The following is an 18,404-nucleotide window of genomic DNA, read 5'->3' as shown; positions in this document are numbered from 1 at the left end:
CCATGAGACCGCCCCCGCACGATCGAAGTCCCGCTACACTCCCGCCACCCGGCGGAAAGACCTGGTCAGGCAGCGAAATCCTGCTGGAGTATTAGGGGCGCTTGGCGAGACCACCGGCACATCCCCTCTGACCTGGCGCTTCTCGGAGGAAGCGGGAGACTTCGGCGCCATCGACACGCATTCGACTGAGGAGGGGGCGACACGGGTCGGATGAAGCCGCACGCCCGGGGTATCCGCCTGGACATGCTTGCCCTAATCGCCTACCGCTCGTACCACGGCGCAACGACCGTGTGGGCCTTCGTCGTTGCCATTCTCATCGTGCTGGTGGCGGGTTGGTACATCCGGCATCGCAGGTAGGTGCGACACCCGCTTCAGGAGTTCGATCGCTCCCTGGCGCTGGTGGGGGGCCGGCCATGCTGGCCATGCCAGACCGCCTAGGGGTGCTGACGTCCGGAGCCGTGGATGTCAGACAACGGCGCGACCGCCTGCGCCCGCCGTTGGTCTGGTGGTTGCCTTGGCGATGGCTCTGGGGACCGTGTGCTCCGTGTCCACCCTCATAGGTTGAACAGGCTCTCCTGAAAGTTCTCGACAACGGGGCTTGACCCGGAATCTTGGACACGGGCTATGCGGCTTGGGCCAGGGTAGTTGATGTTGTGGCGAGTGCTGTTTCGTAGGCGATGGGACTGCGTTGTCCGAGGCTGGAGTGGCGGCGTCGGGTGTTGTAGCGGTGCAGCCAGCGGAACAGGTCGAGGCGGGCTTCGCGCTCGTCGGCCCAGGCACCGCGCCCCTGGAGGATCTCCCTCTTGCATGTGGCGTTGAAGGACTCGGCGAGCGCGTTGTCCGCCGAGCTGCCGACGGCGCTCATGCTCTGGATCACGCCCGCCTGGCGGCAGGCGTCGGCGAACGCCCCGCTCGTGTACTGGGCTCCGTGATCGGTGTGCATGACAGCGCCGGCGAGGCTGCCACGGCACCGCTCGGCGGCGGCCAGGGCGTCGATGACGAGGCCGGCACGCATGTGGTCAGCGATCGCCCACCCGGCCAGGCGCCGAGAGGCGAGATCGATCATCGTGGCCAGATACAGGAAGTTCCCGCCGGCCAGCGGGAGGTAGGTGATGTCGCCGACGTACTTCGTGTTCACCACCGCGGCAGTGAAGTCACGGCCGATGAGGTCGGCGGCCTTCACGGCGGCCGGGTCCGCGGTCGTGGTGCGGTGCCTCCTGCGCAGCCGCAGTCCGGCCAGGTTGGCCTGGCGCATGATGCGGGCGACCCTCTTGTGGTTGACCAACTCGCCTGCCTCACGCAGTTCGGCGGTGATCCTGGGGACGCCGTAGGTGCCGTCCGAGTCACGGTGAACCGTGCGTATTCGGGCGGCGAGCTGCGCGTCGGCTGCCTGGCGGGCTGTCCTCGCGGCCGCGGTCTTGCGCCAGTAATAGAAGCTGGAGCGGGCGATGTTGAGGATGGTGCACAGCCGCTTCACGCCGAAGCGGCGCTGGTGGTCTGCGACGAACTGGAAGCGGTTCACCAGCGCGTCTCCCCGGCGAAATACTTCGCTGCCTTGCGGAGGATCTCGCGCTCCTCCTCCAGCTCGCGGACCTTCTTGCGCAGGGCCGCGTTCTCCGCTTCCAACGCAGCCGGCGGCTCGGCGGGTATTTCCGCCCGGCGTCCCCGAGGCCGGCTTGCCCCGGCCGCCCGGACCCAGTTCCGCAGAGTCTCCGGATTGACACCCAGATCAGCGGCGACCGACCTGATCGTCGCTCCGGGCCGCGACTGATACAGCGCGACCGCGTCCGCCTTGAACTCGGCGGGGTAGTGCTTCATGACCACGAGATGTCCGTTCTCAGATCCTCAAGATCTAGTGTCTCGTGTGTCCAAGATCAGGGGTCAAGGCCCAACATCCCGTCGTGGGTAAAAGAGGCCCAGCAGAAAGGCCATGTTCGCGGCTGTGCGTTGGCGTTGTCACGCAGCTAGACACTCAGCGCTCCCCGAAGTCGGGTGTGAGCTTGTGACAAGATCGCGGGATGCTGCGACTCACCGATTTCATTGTCGACTGCCCGGACACGATGAAGCTGGCCGCTTTCTACTCCGAAGTGACGGGCCGTCCGATCAAGGAAGGCAGCTCCGAAGACTGGGCTGGCATCCAGTTCGGCGAGATCGAGCTGGCATTCATCCGGGTGGACGACTACCGCGCTCCGCAGTGGCCCGACAGCGAGCACCCCAAGCAGTTCCACCTCGACTTCGAAGTGGACGAGTTCGAGTCCGAGCATCGCCGCGTCCTCGACCTCGGCGCGACGCTGAGGCAGGACTTCGTCGGCCCCAACGGCTATGGCTGGCAGGTCTACACCGACCCGATCGGCCATCCCTTCTGCCTGTGCCGCAACAAGGGCGTCATCTGGACCGACCAGGGCCCGGTCTGGCCCAGGCGCGACTGATCGGCCACCCACTTCCTCACCCACCACTCTCCCCAGCTCCCATCCCATCCGCTGTGACCCGCACGCTTTCCAACTGTGGTGGTGGTCCTGGAGGGCGTTCATGAGAGATCAACTGGTGGGGCAAGCCCGATGAGCGGTCCCCGCTGAACGACCGTGAACGCGGCTGAACGAGACCGAAACTGAGACGTCTCGGTGGCCGTCGATACGGCTCCGGGCCTCGCTCTGGTGCTGCCGCCACGTGGGAGTATGGGCGTGGAGACCGTGGCGGACCTGCGAGTGGTGCTTGAGTCGTTGGCCAAGGAGGACGGTGTCTTCGGCCGAGCCGAGAGCGGGGATGCGGGCTCCGTCGAAGAGCACGTGTACCGCTTGGTCCTTGATGCCCAGAAAGCTTGGGCGCCCTATGCGATCGAGGGTTCTCGGGGGCCGACCCGCCCCGCTGACATCGCCGATGCCCTGACGGCCGTCGACGCGGCCTTCACGATGCGAACTACGGGCACGGTGGCCGGTGAGGTCGACCGGGTCAATAACCATGCACGAGGCGCTGCCGGACGTCTACCGGGAGATGGTGTCCCTCGGGGCGGGCTGCGGTCTCCGACAGGGTGAGATCTTCGGCCTGGCGGTCGAAGACGTCGACTTCCTCGGCGGCGTCGTCCGCGTCACTCGGCAGGTCAAGCTCATCCGTGGTGTTCAGGCGGTCTTCGGGCCACCCAAGGGCGGCAAGGGGCTGCTGACCTGGAGAGCGGTCAGAACAGCCACAACTGAGAGGGGGCGGCCGGGAGCTTCCGGCCGCCTCGGCGACCGAGGTCCTGTCGCCGAGCGCCCTTCCACAACCCTGGGACGGTCTGCAAGGGCGCTTGTGCTTGCCTACGGGTCAGCCCTTTTGAGGAAACGTTTCTCCTTCTGGAGTCGCGATCACGTCGCGTTCCCGCGTCGCGCTTCTCTCCGTTGCGTTCGGCGGCCCGACCAGGTACCGGGCACGCGCATCGACCCCGGACGGCACACCGCATGCCCTCAGGTGACGGACGACCCTCTGACGTGCACGAACGAGTTACTTCGCGTGACCATCGGCCCGGTCAGGCCGATGAACGGGTGGACGCAGGGTCCGATCAGACGTCGAACCTATGAGATGAGGGCCGAGGGTTGAGGAAGACGAGGGTGAGGCGCGGCGCGGTGGCGCGACTCGGGGCGGGGGCGCTGGTCGCGGGGGTCGCGTGCTGCGTGGCCGCCGGAAGCGCTCACGCCGACGAGACCAACACCGGGGCGCACAACGGGCCCAGGATCGGGCTGGTCAACACGGGACAGGTCGACGATCCGATGGAAGACGTGCTGGAGCACTTCCTGCTCGTCGGTGACGGGTACACCTGGGGCTGAGGAGCGGGGCGGCTGCGGGGGGCTCGCCAAGCCCCCCCCCGGCTACCCGAGGCATCCTCCGCATCCGGCGATTTCTCCGCGGTGGCATAGCGGCAGCGCCCCGCACGCGTCACAAGGTGCAGGAGAGGCGGGCGTCCGGTCCGTCCGACGGATGAGAAGGTGACGATGGATGCGGAAGCTCAGGCCGGCTTTCGGGGGTTCGTGGAGGGCAGGTCGTCCGCGCTGCTCAAGACCGCCGTGCTGCTGAGCGGCGGCGACCGGCACGCCGCCGAGGACCTGTTGCAGAACGCCCTGATCAAGGCCGCCGGCCGCTGGCAGCGGATCGACGAACCCGAGGCGTACGTACGGCAGATCCTGTACCGGCAGCAGATCAGCCGCTGGCGGCTGAAGTGGCGGCGGCGGGAGGTGAGCGTCCCCGAGCTCCCCGAGCCCGGCAGCGAGCCGGACGCCTCGGCCGCCGCCGAACTGCGGCTGCTCATGCGCGGCGCCCTCGCCCGGCTCACCCCGCGCCAGCGCACCGTGCTGGTGCTGCGCTACTTCGAGGACCTGCCCGAGGCCGACGTGGCCCGCATCCTCGGCTGTTCGGTCGGCACCGTACGGTCCACCACCCACCGCTCGCTGGCCCGCCTGCGCGCCCTCGCCCCCGAGCTGCGCGCCCTAGATTCCGGCGCGGCCACCGCCCGGCCGGCGCAGTCCCGCGACTTCTCCCCGATGGAGGTGCGTTAAGTGAACGTCGAGGAACTCGTGCGCCAGTCCCTTCGGGAGCAGGCCGGTCAACAGCCGCCCGTGGACGCCGGCTTCGCCGACCGGGTGCTCGCGGTCCGCCGGCGCCGCCGCACCCGGCGCATCGCCTCCGTCGCGGCGGCCACCGCGGCCGTCGTCGGCATCGCGGTCGCCGTGCCGCTGCTCGGCACCGGCAAGGACGACGCCCGTCCCGCGGTCGGCCTGCGGACCGACGGCGTCCAGGCCCATCCCGACCAGTCGCCGCCGCGCGACGTGGTCGGCGCCGGCGAGACCGTCCTGGCCGCCCACTACACGTCCGAACTGCGCGTCCGGTCCGAGAAGCGCGGCACCGTCGAGCGCACCTACTGGCTGCTCGACGCGAAGACCGGCACGTACAAGAGGGACACCCGCTGGTCGTTCGTCGCCGTCGCGCCCGGTCTGAAGACGGCCGCCGTGCTGGAGCGGGGACTGCCCGCCCACCGGATCGGCCTGCTCGACCTCGCGTCGGGCCGGGTCGAGCGCTGGATCCCGGTCCAGCACGGCGTCGGCGGCGTCGCGTTCGGCCACGACGGGGGCAAGCTCGTGGCGACCACGTACGGGCAGGACCCCGACCTGCGCACCAAGGAGAAGATGGACGGCCCCGACGGGCGGCCGGTGTGGCAGTGGAACTCCGCGTACGGCCGGTCGAGCCGGTCCGGCTTCTACGTCCTCGACGTGGCGCACGGCACGGGTCCCTGGAGCGCCGTCCCACCCGAGGCCGACATCAACGCCCGCCAGGACTTCGCGTTCAGCCGGGCCGGCGACCGCGTGTACGCGCAGTACATCGGGGGCCGTGACGGACTCCAGCGGTTCTACTCCCTCGACGGCGCCAGGACCGCCGCCCCGGCCGAGGAGAAGCACCTGCGCTCCGACGTCCCCGCGCGGCTCTCCCCGGACGGACGGCTCGCCGCCCTCGGGCTGTCCAAGGAGGTCGACGGCGACCCCGGCCGGAGCTACTCCTCGATCCTCGACCCCCGCACCGGCAAGGAGATCACCAAGGTGCGCGGCGCCGAACTGCTCGCCTGGGCCGACGGCAAGCGGCTCATCGCCTGGGAACGGGTGACCGGACTGGACGAGCCGTACCGGCCCCGGCTGGTCCTGGTCACCCTCGGCAGCGACAAGGTCGTCCCCCTCAGCGGGGTCCGCGAGCCGGACAAGGACATGCAGCGGCAGAACTGGGAACCGGTCTTCGCCCGCCGGTGAGCCCAGGCGCCCGGGCCCAGGGCTCAGCTCCCGCTCACGAGCTCCTCGTACGCCGCCAGCAGCCCTTCGGCCGCCTCCCGGCCGGCGGGGCGCAGCGGTGCGCGGACCGGGCCGCCGGGCAGACCGAGCGCGCCGAGCAGCGCCTTGGCGGTCACCGCTCCGGGCAGTCCGGCGCTCATCATCGACTCGATGAGCGGGATGGCGCGTTGCTGGAGGCGGGCGGACACGGGGGTGTCGCCCGCCTCGAACGCGTCCAGCACCGACCGGAGATGACGCGGGATCACATTGGCGACCGTACTGACGTAGCCGGCGCCGCCGACGGCCCGCAGCGCGAGGATGTGCTCGTCGCATCCCGCGTAGTACGCCAGGTCCGTGCGCGCGATGACCTTCTGGGCGGCCAGGAAGTCGTACGAGCAGTCCTTCACCGCCACGATCCGCGGGTGCCCGGCGAGCCGGAGCATCGTCTCCGGTTCGATACGGGTGCCGGTCCGGCCGGGGATGTCGTACAGGACGACCGGCAGTCCCGCCGCGTCGGCGACCTCCCGGAAGTGCGCCTCCACGGCGTCCTGCGGTGGCCTGCTGTAGTAGGGGGCGACCACCAGCAGGCCGTCGGCGCCCGCCTTCTCGGCGGCCAGGGCCAGTTCGACCGTGTGGCGGGTGTCGGCGGTCCCGACGCCCGCGACGATCGAGGCCCGGTCGCCCACGGCCTGCCGTACCGCCCGGACCAGAGCCGCCTTCTCCTCGTCGGACGTGGTCGGGGACTCCCCGGTCGTGCCGGACAGCACCAGGCCGTCACAGCCCTCGCCCACCAGCCGGTCGGCGAGACGCTGCGCGCCGTCGAGGTCGAGCGCGCCGTCCTGGGTGAACGGGGTGACCATGGCGCACAGCGCCCGGCCGAGGGGAGGGGCGGCGGCGGAAGTGTCGGGAGTCGTCATGGAGGTAGTCTCGGCACGCTCGATCGCGTAGCTCCACTTAAATTATCTACGAGGTATCGGTAAGCAGTACTGAGCGATGGTGGGGACCGGTCCGGCCGGCTCCGGCTGTTCCGGGTGCGCTTGACCTCAACTTCGCTTGAGGTCGAAAGGTGGGTCCTGCGGGTGACCACCCGCGATCACCACCGCCCCGGAGGCCGTCATGACCCACCGCACCGACACCCACCCCGATCTCGCCCGCCCCGATGCCGGCGCCGCCCTCTTCAGCACCTGGCGTGTGGGGACGCCCCTGCGGCAGAGGGAGGCCGTCGAGGCGATCGCCCGGACGTGGGAGCGGCGGCCCTGGCCCGCCGGAGGGCTGCTCGGCTACCACGTCTACACCGGGCACGACGCCTCCACCCTCCTGCACTACTCGCAGTGGCGGAGCCCGCGGGACTACGACGGTTTCGTCAAGGCCCACCGTCAGGAGCGGGTGGACGAGATCGACACCGCCGTTCCGGGCGTCGAGCGTCTCGGGCTCGGGCGGTTCCGGCGCTACCGCGGCCTCGCCCGGCCGGACGAGACACGGGTGCCCGGCTGTGTCGTGATCGTCGACATCGAGTTCGAGAGGCCGGACCCGGACCGGCAGCGCGCCTGGGTGGACGCCGTGGTCGACGCCCTGGAGAGCGAGCCGCGTCCGCATCCCGGTGGCATCTCCGCCCACTTCCACCTCTCCACCGACGGCACCAGGGTTCTCAACTACGCCGGATGGGAGAGCGCCCAGGCGCATCTCGACGCGCTCGCCGCCCCCGGCGACGGAATCGGCTCGGCGACGGACCAATGGAGGCGGGTGCAGACCTGGCCGGGGCTGAAGGGCACCACGGTCAGCCGGTACGACCACGCGATCGGGTTCGTTCCCGACCGAGGCTGACGGGGGAGCGTACGAGGGCACCCGGAACGGGGGCCACCGAAATGAGCCACGACCCACCGAAAACTTCATTCGCCTGGACAAGAAAAGTTTTCGGTGAGACGGTGGAAGCATGCTGGACGTCACCGTGATCGAGGACCCCCAGGCGGCAGCCGTGTCCCTGGACCCCGTCCGGGCCAGGCTGCTCGCCGAGCTGGCGGCCGGGCCGGCCTCGGCCGCCATGCTGGCCGGGAACGTCGGCCTGCCCCGGCAGAAGGTGAACTACCACCTCAAGACGCTGGAGCGGCACGGCCTGGTCGAACTGGCAGGAGAGCGCCGCAAGGGCAACGTCACCGAGCGGCTGATGCGCGCGACCGCCGCGTCGTACGTGATCTCCCCGCTCGCGCTGGCCTCCGTGCAGCCCGACCCGGACCGCTTCCGCGACCAGCTCTCCGCCCGCTGGCTGCTGGCGCTCGGCGCCCGGCTGGTCCGGGACGTCGGCTCGCTGATCACCGGGGCCGCCAAGGCCCGCAAGCGGCTGGCCACCTTCGCGCTGGACGGCGAGGTCCGCTTCGCCTCGGCGGCCGACCGGGCCGCGTTCATCGAGGAGCTGACCGCCGGGGTGAGCGCGCTGATCCGCAAGTACGACGCGCCCGGCGCCGAGGACGGCCGCGATCACCGGATCGTGGTGGCCGTCCATCCCACGCTCAAGCCCAAAGAGGCGGACGGGCCGACGCCCGCGCCCGCCCCGGAACCGAACCCGTAGGACCCAGGAGACCGTCATGGCCAAGGAATTCGAGATCGCCCGGGAGTTCGAGGTCGACGCCACGCCCGAGGAGGTGTGGGAGGCCGTGACCGCCGGCACCGGCGGCTGGCTCTGGCCGATGGAGGCGCCCGAGCCCCGTCAGGGCGGCAAGGGGCCCTTCGGCTCCGAGGTGACCGTCTGGGACCCGCCGCACCGCTACACCAGCCGCGTCGAGGACGTCGAAGGCATCTCCGAGCAGACCCTCAACCAGCTCGACTACACCGTCGAGCCGCGCGACGAGGGCCGCCGCGCCTGGGTGCGCTACGTGCACAGCGGGATCTTCGTCGACGACTGGGACAACCAGTACGACGGCGCGAGCCGCCACACCGACTTCTATCTGCACACCCTGCGCCAGTACCTCACGGTCTTCCGGGGCCGCCCGGTCACCGCCTTCGCCACGTTCGACGGGCCCGGGGCGGCCAAGGCGCCGGACGCCCTCGTCACCGTCGCCCGTGCGCTGGGCCTGGCCGACGACACGGCCGAGGGCGCCCCTGTGCGGGTCACCGGTCCCGGCGGGCGGGAGATCGAGGCCGTCGTCGACTACCGCAACCCCTACTTCCTCGGGCTGCGCACGGACGACGCGCTCCTGCGCTTCTTCGGCCGCAACCACTGGGGTCACGTCCTCGGCATGTCCGTGCACGACTTCGCGCCGGGCGCCGAAGCCGTCCAGGACGAGCAGACGTGGAAGGGCTGGCTGAACGGCGTGTTCAGCCAGCCCTGAGCCCATCGGAGGGTTACGGACGGAACCGCAGCACCTGCGGGTCGTGGTCGCTGATCTGGTCGTTGAACTCGGCGTTGATGTGCACGCTGTCGTACTCGAAGTCGCAGCCGCGCCGGATCGAGGGGCTGACCAGGATCTGGTCCAGCGTCTGGGCGTTGCCCTGGTAGACGTACGAGTAACGCTCGCTCCTGGGCAGCGACTTGATCGCCGACCACAGTTCGCCGTCACCCTCGAGGATCTTCGCGGTGCCGGAGAACTCGAAGTCGTTGATGTCGCCGAGGGCGATCACGTCCGCGTTGCCCTGCGTGTGCAGGACGTCCTCGACGAAGCCGTGGATCGCCGACGCCTGGGCGTGGCGCTGGACCTCGGAGCTGCGGGCCGGCGGCTGGTACTGCGAGGTCAGACCCTGGTCGCCGCCCTTGGAGTTGAGGTGGTTGGCGATCACGAAGACGGTCTTGCCCCGGAAGACGAACTCGCCGACCAGCGGCTTGCGGCTGTTGGCGAAGGCAGCGTTCGCCGGGTCGATCCGGCCGGGGGAGACCGTCAGGGCCGCCTTGCCGCGCACCTTCGTGACACCGACGGGCGTGGTCGCGTCGCCGCCCGCGCGGTCGGTGAAGGAGACCCGCTCCGGGTTGAACAGGAACGCCTGGCGGATGTTGCCGCCCGGCTCGCCGCCGTCGGCGCCGTTCACCGGGTCGATCGAACGCCAGTCGTAGCGGGGGCCGCCCGCGGCGACGATCGCGTCGGTCAGCTTCGCCAGCGTCTGCCCGGCGGAGACCGTCCCGTCGTTCGTCGCGCCGTTGTCGTCCTGGATCTCCTCCAGCGACACGATGTCGGGCGAGCGCAGGTTGTTCACGATCGCGGAGGCGTGCGCGGCGAACGTGGAGTCGGACGGGTCGAGGTTCTCCACGTTGTACGTGGCGACCGCGAGCTCGGTGCGCGCCTGCCGGCGCGTGGTCTCCCTGGCCGTGCCGGCGCTCTCGAGGGTGCCGAGCTGGTTGGCGACCAGGGTGTAGCCGCCGTACTGGTTGTAGTCCAGCGGGCCGGACGTCGTGCCCTTGAGGACGTCGCCGACGTTCGCGACGGGGAAGTCGGCGGTCGCGCCCAGGGACTGGATCTGCAGCCGGCCGCTGTTCTGGGCGTCGTAGGAGCCGTAGACGGTGGCGCCGCGGGAGGAGGCGTTCTCCTTCGGCTTCACCGTCACCCACAGCTCGGTGTACGGGTCGGTGGCGCCGACCACGCGGGTGTCGGCGACCTGGACGTTCTCGCCCTCCAGCGACTCGTAGAAGTCCAGGGCGTACTCGGCGGGCCTCAGGGGCAGGCCGTTGACCGAGCCGCTCGCGGCGGTGTCGCCGGCGGGGCTGTAGGCGGCCGGCACGGACGTCGCGTCGACGACCCGGGCGGCCGGGACCGCGTTGCCGCTGGAGACGACGGTCACCGTGGCACGGGTGATCTCGGTGACCGACTGGTTGCCGGAGGAGGCGCCGCCGGGGACGAACTCGGTGACCGTGCCCGCGACCAGGACCGCGTCGCCGACGGCGACCTTCGGGGTGGAGCTGGTGAAGACGAAGACGCCCTCACTGGTGGCCGGGTCGGCGTCCGGATTCGGGTCCTGCATCCAGAAACCCTTGGAGGAGCCGTAGCCGCGCACGCCGGTGACGATTCCGGCCACCTCGGTGACCTGCTTGCCGGCGTACGGCGATATGCGCGTGGAGCCCTGGATGTCATGGATGGCGGCGGTGTCCGCGTGCGCGGGCGACGGGAGGACGACTACCTGGGTGGCCGTCGTCACGGAACAGACGGCGGCGACGGTGAGCGCGGCGAGGCGCGCGGACTTCTTGCTCGGCAAGGGATCCCTCCGGGGACGTGCGTGGGCGCCGGGACGAGGGTGGTGCTGGCAACGCGGGAGGCGCGGTCGGTGGTGCGGCGACGCGCGTAGAAATCCAGTGAACAGATGTCCGCCAAGTTTCTACGCGCGTAATCTCGTTGCTGGTCATGCCACTTGTCAAGGTTTCGGCCATGTACGCCGCCCGGCGGTGAGATGAACCGGGCGGCATGGGTGGAAATCCGTCTAGGCTGAGCGGCTGAGCCGTGACGGGTACGGCCGCGCAAGCCCTAGGAGAACCAGCCGATGTCAGACAGCTCCTCCCTGCCGCCGGTACGGCTGCACCAAGAAGCGGAGCTGGCGCGGGACGCGCTGTCCACGCCGTTGCTCTCCCGCGCCGCCCGGCTGGCCCGCTGGGCCGGTCCTGACACCCGGGTCGACGCGGGCGGCGGACTCGTCGACGAGCAACTGCCCGCCGCCGCCGAGGTGCTCGGCCTCACCGGCGACGACGCGGCCGCCCACACGAGCGAGGCGTGGCGGGTGGCCGTCGACACCGGACTGGTCGACGTCGTCGACGAGGAGGCCGGCGCGGTCGCCGCCGGCGCCGACCTGGACCTGCTGACCCGCGGCACCCCGCAGGACGTCCTCGCGGTGTGGCTGGCCGCCCTGGAGACGGCGCTCGCCGACGCGAGCGTGCCCGACCTGGACGACCTGGTCGCGGCCATGGAGGCCGGGGGAGAGGTCGACCTGTCCTCCCTCGACTGGGACCCGGAGGCCGAGACGGAGTTCCTCGACGGGGTCCTCGGCAACCTGTACCTGCTCACGGTGAGCGAGAGCGGCCCGCGGGGCGGCTACGTGCCGCTGCCCGCCCTCGCCGCGTCCGTGATCGTCCCCAGCGACATGAGCGAACCCACCAACGACGTGCTGGAGCAGGTGTCCGACGCGATGATGCGCCTGGACGACCAATTCCGGCTGCTGGAACCGGCCGGACTGGTCACGTACCAGCCGGTCGACGAGGCCCTGCTCACGGACGCCGACGGCGCCGAGGAGCCGGCCGCCGGCGTCGACGACACCGACGTCTCGCGCTACGGCATGGTCCGGCTCACGCCGCTCGGGCTGTACGGCCTGCGCGCGCGGTTCCTGGAGGCCGGCTTCGACGCGCCCGCGGTCGGGGACCTCGCCGACAAGGGCGCCGAGGCGCTCCTCGACGGCACCGCCGGCTATCCGCAGACCGCCGCGCGCGCCGAGACCGAGCACTGGCTGGCCCGCCGTGAACCGCTGTCCGCGGCCCGGGAGTTGCTGTCCGCCGCCAAGGGCCTGGACGAGGGGGCGCCGCTGCGCCGGCTGCGCTGCCAGCAGGCGCTGTCGCTGGTGGGCGCCGAGGCGGAGCCCGCGCTGCGGGAGGTCCTCGACGACGCGGAACTGGGCGGGCTCGCCCGGGTGTGGCTGACCGAGGCGGGCTTCACCGACGTCCCGGCGCCCACCCAGGAGATGGTGTTCTGGCTGACCATCGACACCCTCGCCGCGCAACTGGCGGCCGAGGGCAACTCGGAGGAACTGCGGGCGCTGGTGGAGGGCCTGGCCGCCCAGCACAGCGGGTTCTTCGACAAGGTGTGGCGGGTCGGGCACCCGGCCGCGGCGGACGTGCTGGAGGCGATGGGCCGGCTGCACCCGGACAAGAAGGTGGCGAAGGAAGCCCGTAAAGCGGCGTTCAAGGCGCGCTCGCAGCACGGAGGCTGACGGGCCGTCATTCCCGCGCGAGCTCTTTCGCGGAGACCAAGGGGCCGGAAATAAATCGCTCGCCGCTTCCCGCGGTCACTCCCTACAGTGATGAACGTCCAGGTGCGAAGGCAGGACCTACTTCCACTGATAATGGGGCGGTCGCGGGTTCGAGTCCCGCCGCCGGCACAACGCGCCGGTGTAGCTCAGGGGTGAGAGCACCTTGTCGGTTCCGCCGACTTCGATCTCTGGACACCACAACTTCACGCATCTCCCGGTGCGCCGGCCGCGGTTACTTCTTCTCTCAAAAGAAATCACGACCGCGGCCACACTGATCTCGGGAGGCGCAGCTCATGGTGGGTGCCCGGTGCGCAGGCGGCGGATACTTCGGGGAACTGGTGGGGGACATCCCCCGTGCGGGTTCGAATCCCGTCATCGGCCCAGGGCCGGTGTGGCGGAACGGAAGACGCGCCAGTTGAAAAGGACCGCAGCCGAATTCGTCCTCGGGCACCCTCCTTCTGCCGCGCCTTCCTTTGCGAAGGCAGCAGAGAAAGAGGGGGAATTCCATCATGGCGCGATTCAACACCCGGGCCGCCAAGGCGCGGCCCACCTCGCGGGTGACGTCGACCGGCCGCGTCCTGCGCACCTACGAGGGCGGCCGCGGACACGAGCGTGACGCGCGCTCCGAGCTGTTCCTGCTCGCGGTCGGCAACTTCGTGTCGCAGCGCACCTTCTACGAGAGCGGCGCCGACCGCGACGACCGGTTCGCCGCGCTCGTGCGCGAGCTCGCCGTCGGCGACCCGGAGTGGACGGCCGGCCTGCTCGGCTGGCTGCGCACCGAGGGCAACCTCCGTACGGCCGCCCTCGTGGGCGCCGCCGAGTACGTGAAGGCGCGGCTCGACGCCGGCGCCAGCGAGGGCCCGGCGAACCGGCGGGTCGTCGACTCGGTGCTGCGACGCCCCGACGAGCCCGGCGAGCTGCTGGCCTACTGGACGGCGACATACGGCCGGAGCGTGCCCAAGCCCGTCAAGCGTGGCGTCGCCGACGCCGTACGGCGTCTGTACAGCGGGAAGTCGCTGCTGAAGTACGACACGGCGTCCAAGGGCTACCGCTTCGGCGACATCCTCAACCTGACCCACGCGGCGCCCGACCCGGCGAAGCCGTGGCAGGGCGAGCTGTTCCGGTACGCGCTCGACCGGCGGCACCACCCGGAGACGGCCGTGCCGCCGGTGTCGGCCGCCGTGCTCACCGCGCACCGCGCGCTCATGGCGGTGCCGGTCGAGGAGCGCCGCGCGGTCCTCACCTCCGAGGGCGGCGCCGAGCGGCTGGCGGCGGCCGGGATGACCTGGGAGGCCCTGGCGGGCTGGCTCCAGGGCCCCATGGACAAGGCGGCCTGGGAGGCCGTGATCCCGTCCATGGGCGTGATGGCGCTCGTGCGCAACCTGCGCAACTTCGACGAGGCCGGTGTCGGTGACGAGGTGGCGGCCCGGGTCGCCGCCCGGATCAGCGACCCGGCGGAGGTCGCGCGGTCGCGGCAGTTCCCGTTCCGCTACCTCGCCGCGTACCGGCACGCGCCCTCGCTGCGCTGGGCGTATCCGCTGGAGCAGGCGCTCGGTCACTCGCTGGCCAACGTGCCCGCCCTGCCGGGCCGGACGCTGATCCTCGTCGACCGCTCGGGCTCGATGTTCTGGTCGCGGCTGTCGGACCGCTCCGAGCTGAACCGGGCCGACGCGGCGGCGATCTTCGGCACCGCGCTGGCGCTGCGCGCCCGGAAGGCCGACCTGGTGGAGTTCGGCTCCACCAGCGCGCCGGTGCCCTTCCGCACGGGCGAGTCGGTGCTGAGGATCCTCGGCCGCTTCGGCGACCTGGGTGGCACCGACACCACCGCGGCCGTCCGCACCCACTACCGCGGGCACGACCGGGTGCTGATCGTCACCGACGAGCAGTACGCCCCCAGCCGCCACGGCGGACCGACCGAGCAGATCCCCGCCGAGGTGCCGGTCTACACCTGGAACCTCGCCGGCCACCGGGCGGGCCACGGCCCGTCGGGCACGGGGAACCGGCACACGTTCGGCGGTCTGTCGGACGCCGCGTTCCGGATGGTGCCGCTGCTGGAGAGCGCCCGGGACGCGGACTGGCCCTGGGCCGCCTGAGCCGGGCGCGAGGGGCAGGGCCACGGCCCGCACGTCCCGCAAGGGGGTGCGGGCCGCAACCCTTGTCCGGACGGGGAGCTGACATCTAACATTTCAGTTCATGGAGGCCATACGACCCGTCGGCCGGACCCTGCTGCGGGACCGGGCGTACGAGGCGATCCGGGACGCCATCGTGGCCGGGGAGATCGAGCCCGGCGCGGTGGTGCGCGACGCCGACCTCGCCGAGCGGCTCGGGCTGTCCCGGGCGCCGGTGCGCGAGGCGTTCTCCCGGCTCGTGGACGAGGGACTGCTGGAGAGCAAACCGCAGAGCTACACCCGGGTCACCCCGCTCGTGGCCTCCGACGTCCGCGACGCGGCCGCCGTCGTCGGCGCGATGCACGAACTGGTCACCCGGGTCGCCGTGCCCCGGCTGGCCGGCGCGGACGTGGACGCCATGCGCGCCGCCAACGAGCGGTTCGCCGCCGCCGTCGCGGACGGCGAGGTGGACCTCGCCCTGCGGGCCGACGACGTCCTGCACGACGTCCTGGTCCGGGTGAGCGGCAACCGCGCGGCCGCGGCGACCGTCGCCCGCTACACCCCGCTCCTCCGGCGCCTGGAGCGACGGCGGTTCGGGGAGGGCGGCACCTGCCGCTCGGCCGGGCTGCACGACCGGCTGATCGAGGCGTGCGCAGCCGGTGACGTGGACTCCGCGGTCCGCGTCACGGCGGAGATCTGGCGCACCCTCGCGGACCTGGCCGGCGGGGAGCCACCCGCCGGTTCCGGCTCCGGCTGACACCGAGGACGACCGACCCCCTTCCCCTGGAGGCGCCTCATGTCCCCGTCCCTCTCCTCCTACGAGCGGTACCCCCTCCTCTTCGGCCCGTCCCCCGTGCACCCGCTGGAGCGGCTGACCGCCCACCTCGGCGGCGCCTCGCTGTGGGCCAAGCGCGAGGACTGCAACTCCGGTATCGCCTACGGCGGCAACAAGACCCGCAAGCTGGAGTACCTGGTCGCCGACGCGCTCGCCCAGGGCTGCGACACGCTGGTCTCGATCGGCGGCGTGCAGTCCAACCACACCCGGCAGGTCGCGGCCGTGGCCGCCCGGGCCGGACTCACGTGCGTGCTGGTGCAGGAGAGCTGGGTCGACTGGCCCGACGCCGTCTACGACAAGGTCGGCAACATCCTCCTCAGCCGTCTCGCCGGTGCCGACGTACGCCTTGTGCGCGCCGGGTTCGGCATCGGCTTCAAGGAGAGCTGGGAGCAGGCCCTGCGGGAGGTGGAGGAGTCCGGCGGCAAGCCGTACGCCATCCCGGCCGGCGCCTCCGACCATCCACTGGGCGGGCTGGGTTTCGCCGGGTGGGCGTACGAGGTCGCCGAGCAGGAGCGGGAGTCGGGCGTCTTCTTCGATACGGTCGTCGTCTGCTCGGTGACCGGCTCCACGCAGGCCGGCATGGTCGCCGGGTTCGCGGCGCTGGAGGAGGCGGGCGGCCGTCCACGCCGGGTCATCGGTATCGACGCCTCCGCGAAGCCCGCCGAGACCCGTGAGCAGATCGCCCGGATCGCGGACCGCACCGGCCGGCTCATCGGCGTCGGACGGGAACTGACCCAGGCGGACGTCGAACTCGACGAGCGCTACCACGCGGGCACGTACGGCGTACCGGACGACGCCACCCTGGACGCCATGCGGCTGGCCGCGCGCACCGAGGGCATGGTCACCGACCCGGTCTACGAGGGGAAGTCGATGGCGGGCATGATCGACCTGGTCCGGCGCGGGGAGATCGGCCCGGACTCCACGGTTCTGTACGCCCACCTCGGCGGGCAGCCGGCGCTCAACGCGTACAGCGCGCTGTTCTAGACGGATCCGTCCCGGACGCCGTTCGCAACGGTGGGGCGCGGCCCCGGACGCGGGGGAGCGCCCCACCGCCGTATCTCCCGCTACAGCGCCTGGGCGGCGGGCTTCACCATGCCGCGGACGGTGCGGGACTTCACGAACTCGCCCAAGGCCGTCATCTCCCACTCGCCGGAGAACTGGCGGATGAGCTTCGCCATCATCACGCCGGTCTGCGGCGCGGCGTCGGTGAGGTCGAAACGGACCAGCTCCTCGCCGGTCAGGGCGTCGATCAGCCGGCAGTAGGCCTTGGCGACCTCGGTGAACTTCTGGCCGGAGAACGAGTTGACCGTGAAGACCAGACCGGTGACCTCCACGGGGAGGCGGCCGAGATCGACGGTGATGACCTCGTCGTCCCCCGCGCCCTCACCCGTGAGGTTGTCGCCGGAGTGGCGGATCGCGCCGTTCAGGATCTGGAGCTTGCCGAAGTAGCAGCTGTCGATGTGGTTGCGCTGGGGGCCGAAGGCGATGACGGAGGCGTCGAGGTCGATGTCCTTGCCGCGGTACGCCGGCTCCCAGCCGAGGCCCATCTTGACCTGCGTGAGGAGCGGCTGGCCGCCCTTCATCAGGGAGACGGTCTGGTTCTTCTGGAGGCTGACCCGGCCCTTGTCGAGGTTGATCTTCCCGCTGCCGGGCGCGGGCGGCGCGGGCGGCGTCGGAGGGGCCGGGGGAGCGGCCGGAGCGGTCACGGGCGGGGCCGGCGGGGTGACGGGCGGCTGGGTGGCGGCCGGCTGCGGCGGGGCGGCGGGGGCGGCCGGGGCCGGTTCCTCCACGGTGACGCCGAAGTCGGTGGCGATGCCTGCCAGGCCGTTCGCGTAGCCCTGGCCGACCGCGCGCGCCTTCCACTGCCCGTTGCGCAGGTAGATCTCCATGACCACCAGCGCGGTCTCGTCGCCGAGCTGCGGGGGAGTGAAGGTGGCCAGGACGCCTTGGTCGTCCGCGCCGCGGAGGGTGGCCGTGGGCTCGACGCCCCGGAAGGTCTGGCCGGCCGCGTCCGGGCTGGCCGTGACGACGATCTTCTCGATGCCGGGGGGCACGGCCGAGGTGTCGACCGTGATCGAGTCCGGGGAGGTGCCGCCACCGGAGCGGTAGGTCACGCCCGGGCCGGCCGGCTGGTTGTAGAAGATGAAGTCGTCGTCGGAGCGCACCTTGCCGTCGGCGGTGAGCAGCAGGCCCGATACGTCGAGCCGCACCGGGGCGGCGACGTCCACCGTCACGCGCGCGGTGGGGAGAGGGATGTTCGAGCCGGGGGTCATAGCTGTCATGCCGGGTCAACGAGCGAGGCTGTTTTACCGTTCCCTTACCCAGGGCCAATCGGTACTTCTTCTCGCCCCGCCGCCCTCGCCCGGCCCGGTCCCCCCTGGTTGCCGCCCCCGGATCCCCGCTTCGGCCTGGGACGGGCCTCGTCCTGGAGCGCCCGCCGGGCTGAGCCGGTCAGCCCTGGTTGCGGGGGTGGGCGCGCGCGGTGCGTTCGTTGCCGCGGCGGTAGTTGCCGGTCCAGCGGGCCATGACGAGCTGCGGGTCGGCGGCGGTGACCTCGCCGAGGAAGCGGGCGGCCCGGTCGCCGCGCAGGGTGGTGGCGCGGCGGGCGTGGTGGGTGATGTGGACGGTTCCGTCGGAGTGGGCCTCGTACGCGAAGCCGCTCGGTCTGGCCATGCCGGGGATGGTACGGGCGCGGGGGCCCGGACGCCCAAAGGGTTTCACCCCGGGAGCCCGCCCCCGCCGCACCCA

At 71.5% G+C, this 18,404-nt stretch carries 17 protein-coding genes; 12 read left to right on the top strand and 5 right to left on the bottom strand.

Features of this window, described 5'->3' with window-relative positions:
- Positions 1-622: 622 nt before the first annotated feature.
- Positions 623-1,824 (bottom strand): IS3 family transposase gene (locus tag ACFRAC_RS28050; RefSeq protein ID WP_382932595.1). Its coding sequence is split into 2 segments (ribosomal slippage): positions 623-1,539 and positions 1,539-1,824, totalling 1,203 coding nucleotides; the frame shifts between segments, so codons are not numbered across the junction.
- 194 nt (positions 1,825-2,018) lie between these two features.
- Between ACFRAC_RS28050 and ACFRAC_RS28045 the strand changes: the two genes are divergently transcribed.
- The 5 genes from ACFRAC_RS28045 to ACFRAC_RS28025 all read left to right on the top strand — a co-directional run bounded on the left by ACFRAC_RS28045 (position 2,019) and on the right by ACFRAC_RS28025 (position 5,765).
- Positions 2,019-2,429 carry a VOC family protein gene (locus ACFRAC_RS28045; protein ID WP_382932587.1) on the top strand — a complete coding sequence of 137 codons (411 nt, stop codon included), beginning with the start codon at positions 2,019-2,021 and terminating at the stop codon, positions 2,427-2,429.
- A 529-nt stretch (positions 2,430-2,958) separates the two neighbouring features.
- A complete protein-coding gene (locus ACFRAC_RS28040) occupies positions 2,959-3,573 on the top strand; it encodes a hypothetical protein (protein WP_382932583.1) in 615 nt (204 codons plus the stop codon).
- Entirely contained in the window at positions 3,570-3,800 is a 231-nt protein-coding gene (locus tag ACFRAC_RS28035; protein ID WP_382932579.1) for a hypothetical protein, read from the top strand. The genes ACFRAC_RS28040 and ACFRAC_RS28035 overlap by 4 nt, the downstream gene beginning before the upstream one ends.
- 165 nt (positions 3,801-3,965) lie before the next feature.
- Positions 3,966-4,526, top strand: coding sequence for a SigE family RNA polymerase sigma factor (locus ACFRAC_RS28030; RefSeq protein ID WP_382932576.1), 561 nt, complete (start codon positions 3,966-3,968; stop codon positions 4,524-4,526).
- Positions 4,527-5,765, top strand: coding sequence for a WD40 repeat domain-containing protein (locus ACFRAC_RS28025; RefSeq protein ID WP_382932570.1), 1,239 nt, complete (start codon positions 4,527-4,529; stop codon positions 5,763-5,765).
- A 23-nt stretch (positions 5,766-5,788) separates the two neighbouring features.
- Here the strand turns inward: ACFRAC_RS28025 and dapA are convergent, their stop codons facing one another.
- Complete coding sequence (dapA, locus tag ACFRAC_RS28020) at positions 5,789-6,700, bottom strand: 4-hydroxy-tetrahydrodipicolinate synthase (protein ID WP_382932566.1); 912 nt, start codon at positions 6,698-6,700, stop codon at positions 5,789-5,791.
- A gap of 199 nt (positions 6,701-6,899) precedes the next feature.
- On the opposite strand from dapA, the gene ACFRAC_RS28015 reads away from it, so the two are divergent.
- From ACFRAC_RS28015 to ACFRAC_RS28005, 3 genes are all read left to right on the top strand, one after another.
- Positions 6,900-7,607, top strand: coding sequence for an antibiotic biosynthesis monooxygenase (locus tag ACFRAC_RS28015; RefSeq protein WP_382932561.1), 708 nt, complete (start codon positions 6,900-6,902; stop codon positions 7,605-7,607).
- A gap of 109 nt (positions 7,608-7,716) precedes the next feature.
- Positions 7,717-8,349: an ArsR/SmtB family transcription factor gene (locus tag ACFRAC_RS28010; protein ID WP_382932555.1), complete on the top strand. Its 633-nt coding sequence runs from the start codon at positions 7,717-7,719 to the stop codon at positions 8,347-8,349.
- A 16-nt stretch (positions 8,350-8,365) separates the two neighbouring features.
- Positions 8,366-9,109 (top strand): SRPBCC domain-containing protein, encoded by a 744-nt coding sequence (locus ACFRAC_RS28005; protein ID WP_382932551.1) that lies wholly within the window; start codon positions 8,366-8,368, stop codon positions 9,107-9,109.
- Between the two features lie 13 nt (positions 9,110-9,122).
- On the opposite strand, the gene ACFRAC_RS28000 is transcribed toward ACFRAC_RS28005, so the two are convergent.
- Positions 9,123-10,958, bottom strand: a complete 1,836-nt coding sequence (locus ACFRAC_RS28000) for an endonuclease/exonuclease/phosphatase family protein (protein WP_382932547.1) — start codon at positions 10,956-10,958, stop codon at positions 9,123-9,125.
- 282 nt (positions 10,959-11,240) lie between these two features.
- Here ACFRAC_RS28000 and ACFRAC_RS27995 point away from each other — a divergent pair, with 282 nt between their 5' ends.
- The 4 genes from ACFRAC_RS27995 (at position 11,241) to ACFRAC_RS27980 (ending at position 16,640) form a co-directional block, all read left to right on the top strand.
- A complete protein-coding gene (locus ACFRAC_RS27995) occupies positions 11,241-12,674 on the top strand; it encodes a hypothetical protein (protein ID WP_382932539.1) in 1,434 nt (477 codons plus the stop codon).
- Between the two features lie 548 nt (positions 12,675-13,222).
- Positions 13,223-14,806, top strand: coding sequence for a TROVE domain-containing protein (locus ACFRAC_RS27990; protein WP_382932534.1), 1,584 nt, complete (start codon positions 13,223-13,225; stop codon positions 14,804-14,806).
- Positions 14,807-14,906: 100 nt separating this feature from the next.
- Positions 14,907-15,578: a GntR family transcriptional regulator gene (locus ACFRAC_RS27985; RefSeq protein WP_382932530.1), complete on the top strand. Its 672-nt coding sequence runs from the start codon at positions 14,907-14,909 to the stop codon at positions 15,576-15,578.
- A 39-nt stretch (positions 15,579-15,617) separates the two neighbouring features.
- The gene (locus ACFRAC_RS27980; RefSeq protein ID WP_382932517.1) at positions 15,618-16,640 is read left to right on the top strand and encodes a 1-aminocyclopropane-1-carboxylate deaminase; all 1,023 of its coding nucleotides are present in this window, start codon (positions 15,618-15,620) and stop codon (positions 16,638-16,640) included.
- 80 nt (positions 16,641-16,720) lie between these two features.
- Here the strand turns inward: ACFRAC_RS27980 and ACFRAC_RS27975 are convergent, their stop codons facing one another.
- Both ACFRAC_RS27975 and ACFRAC_RS27970 read right to left on the bottom strand, forming a co-directional pair.
- Positions 16,721-17,929: a TerD family protein gene (locus ACFRAC_RS27975; RefSeq protein ID WP_382932605.1), complete on the bottom strand. Its 1,209-nt coding sequence runs from the start codon at positions 17,927-17,929 to the stop codon at positions 16,721-16,723.
- A 178-nt stretch (positions 17,930-18,107) separates the two neighbouring features.
- Complete coding sequence (locus tag ACFRAC_RS27970) at positions 18,108-18,329, bottom strand: hypothetical protein (RefSeq protein WP_382932509.1); 222 nt, start codon at positions 18,327-18,329, stop codon at positions 18,108-18,110.
- Between the last annotated feature and the right edge of the window lie 75 nt (positions 18,330-18,404).

It is taken from the genome of Streptomyces sp. NPDC056628 (genome assembly GCF_042792555.1).
In the GTDB taxonomy this organism is placed as follows: Bacteria; Actinomycetota; Actinomycetes; order Streptomycetales; family Streptomycetaceae; genus Streptomyces.
This window is presented reverse-complemented; position numbering and strand designations above follow the sequence as displayed.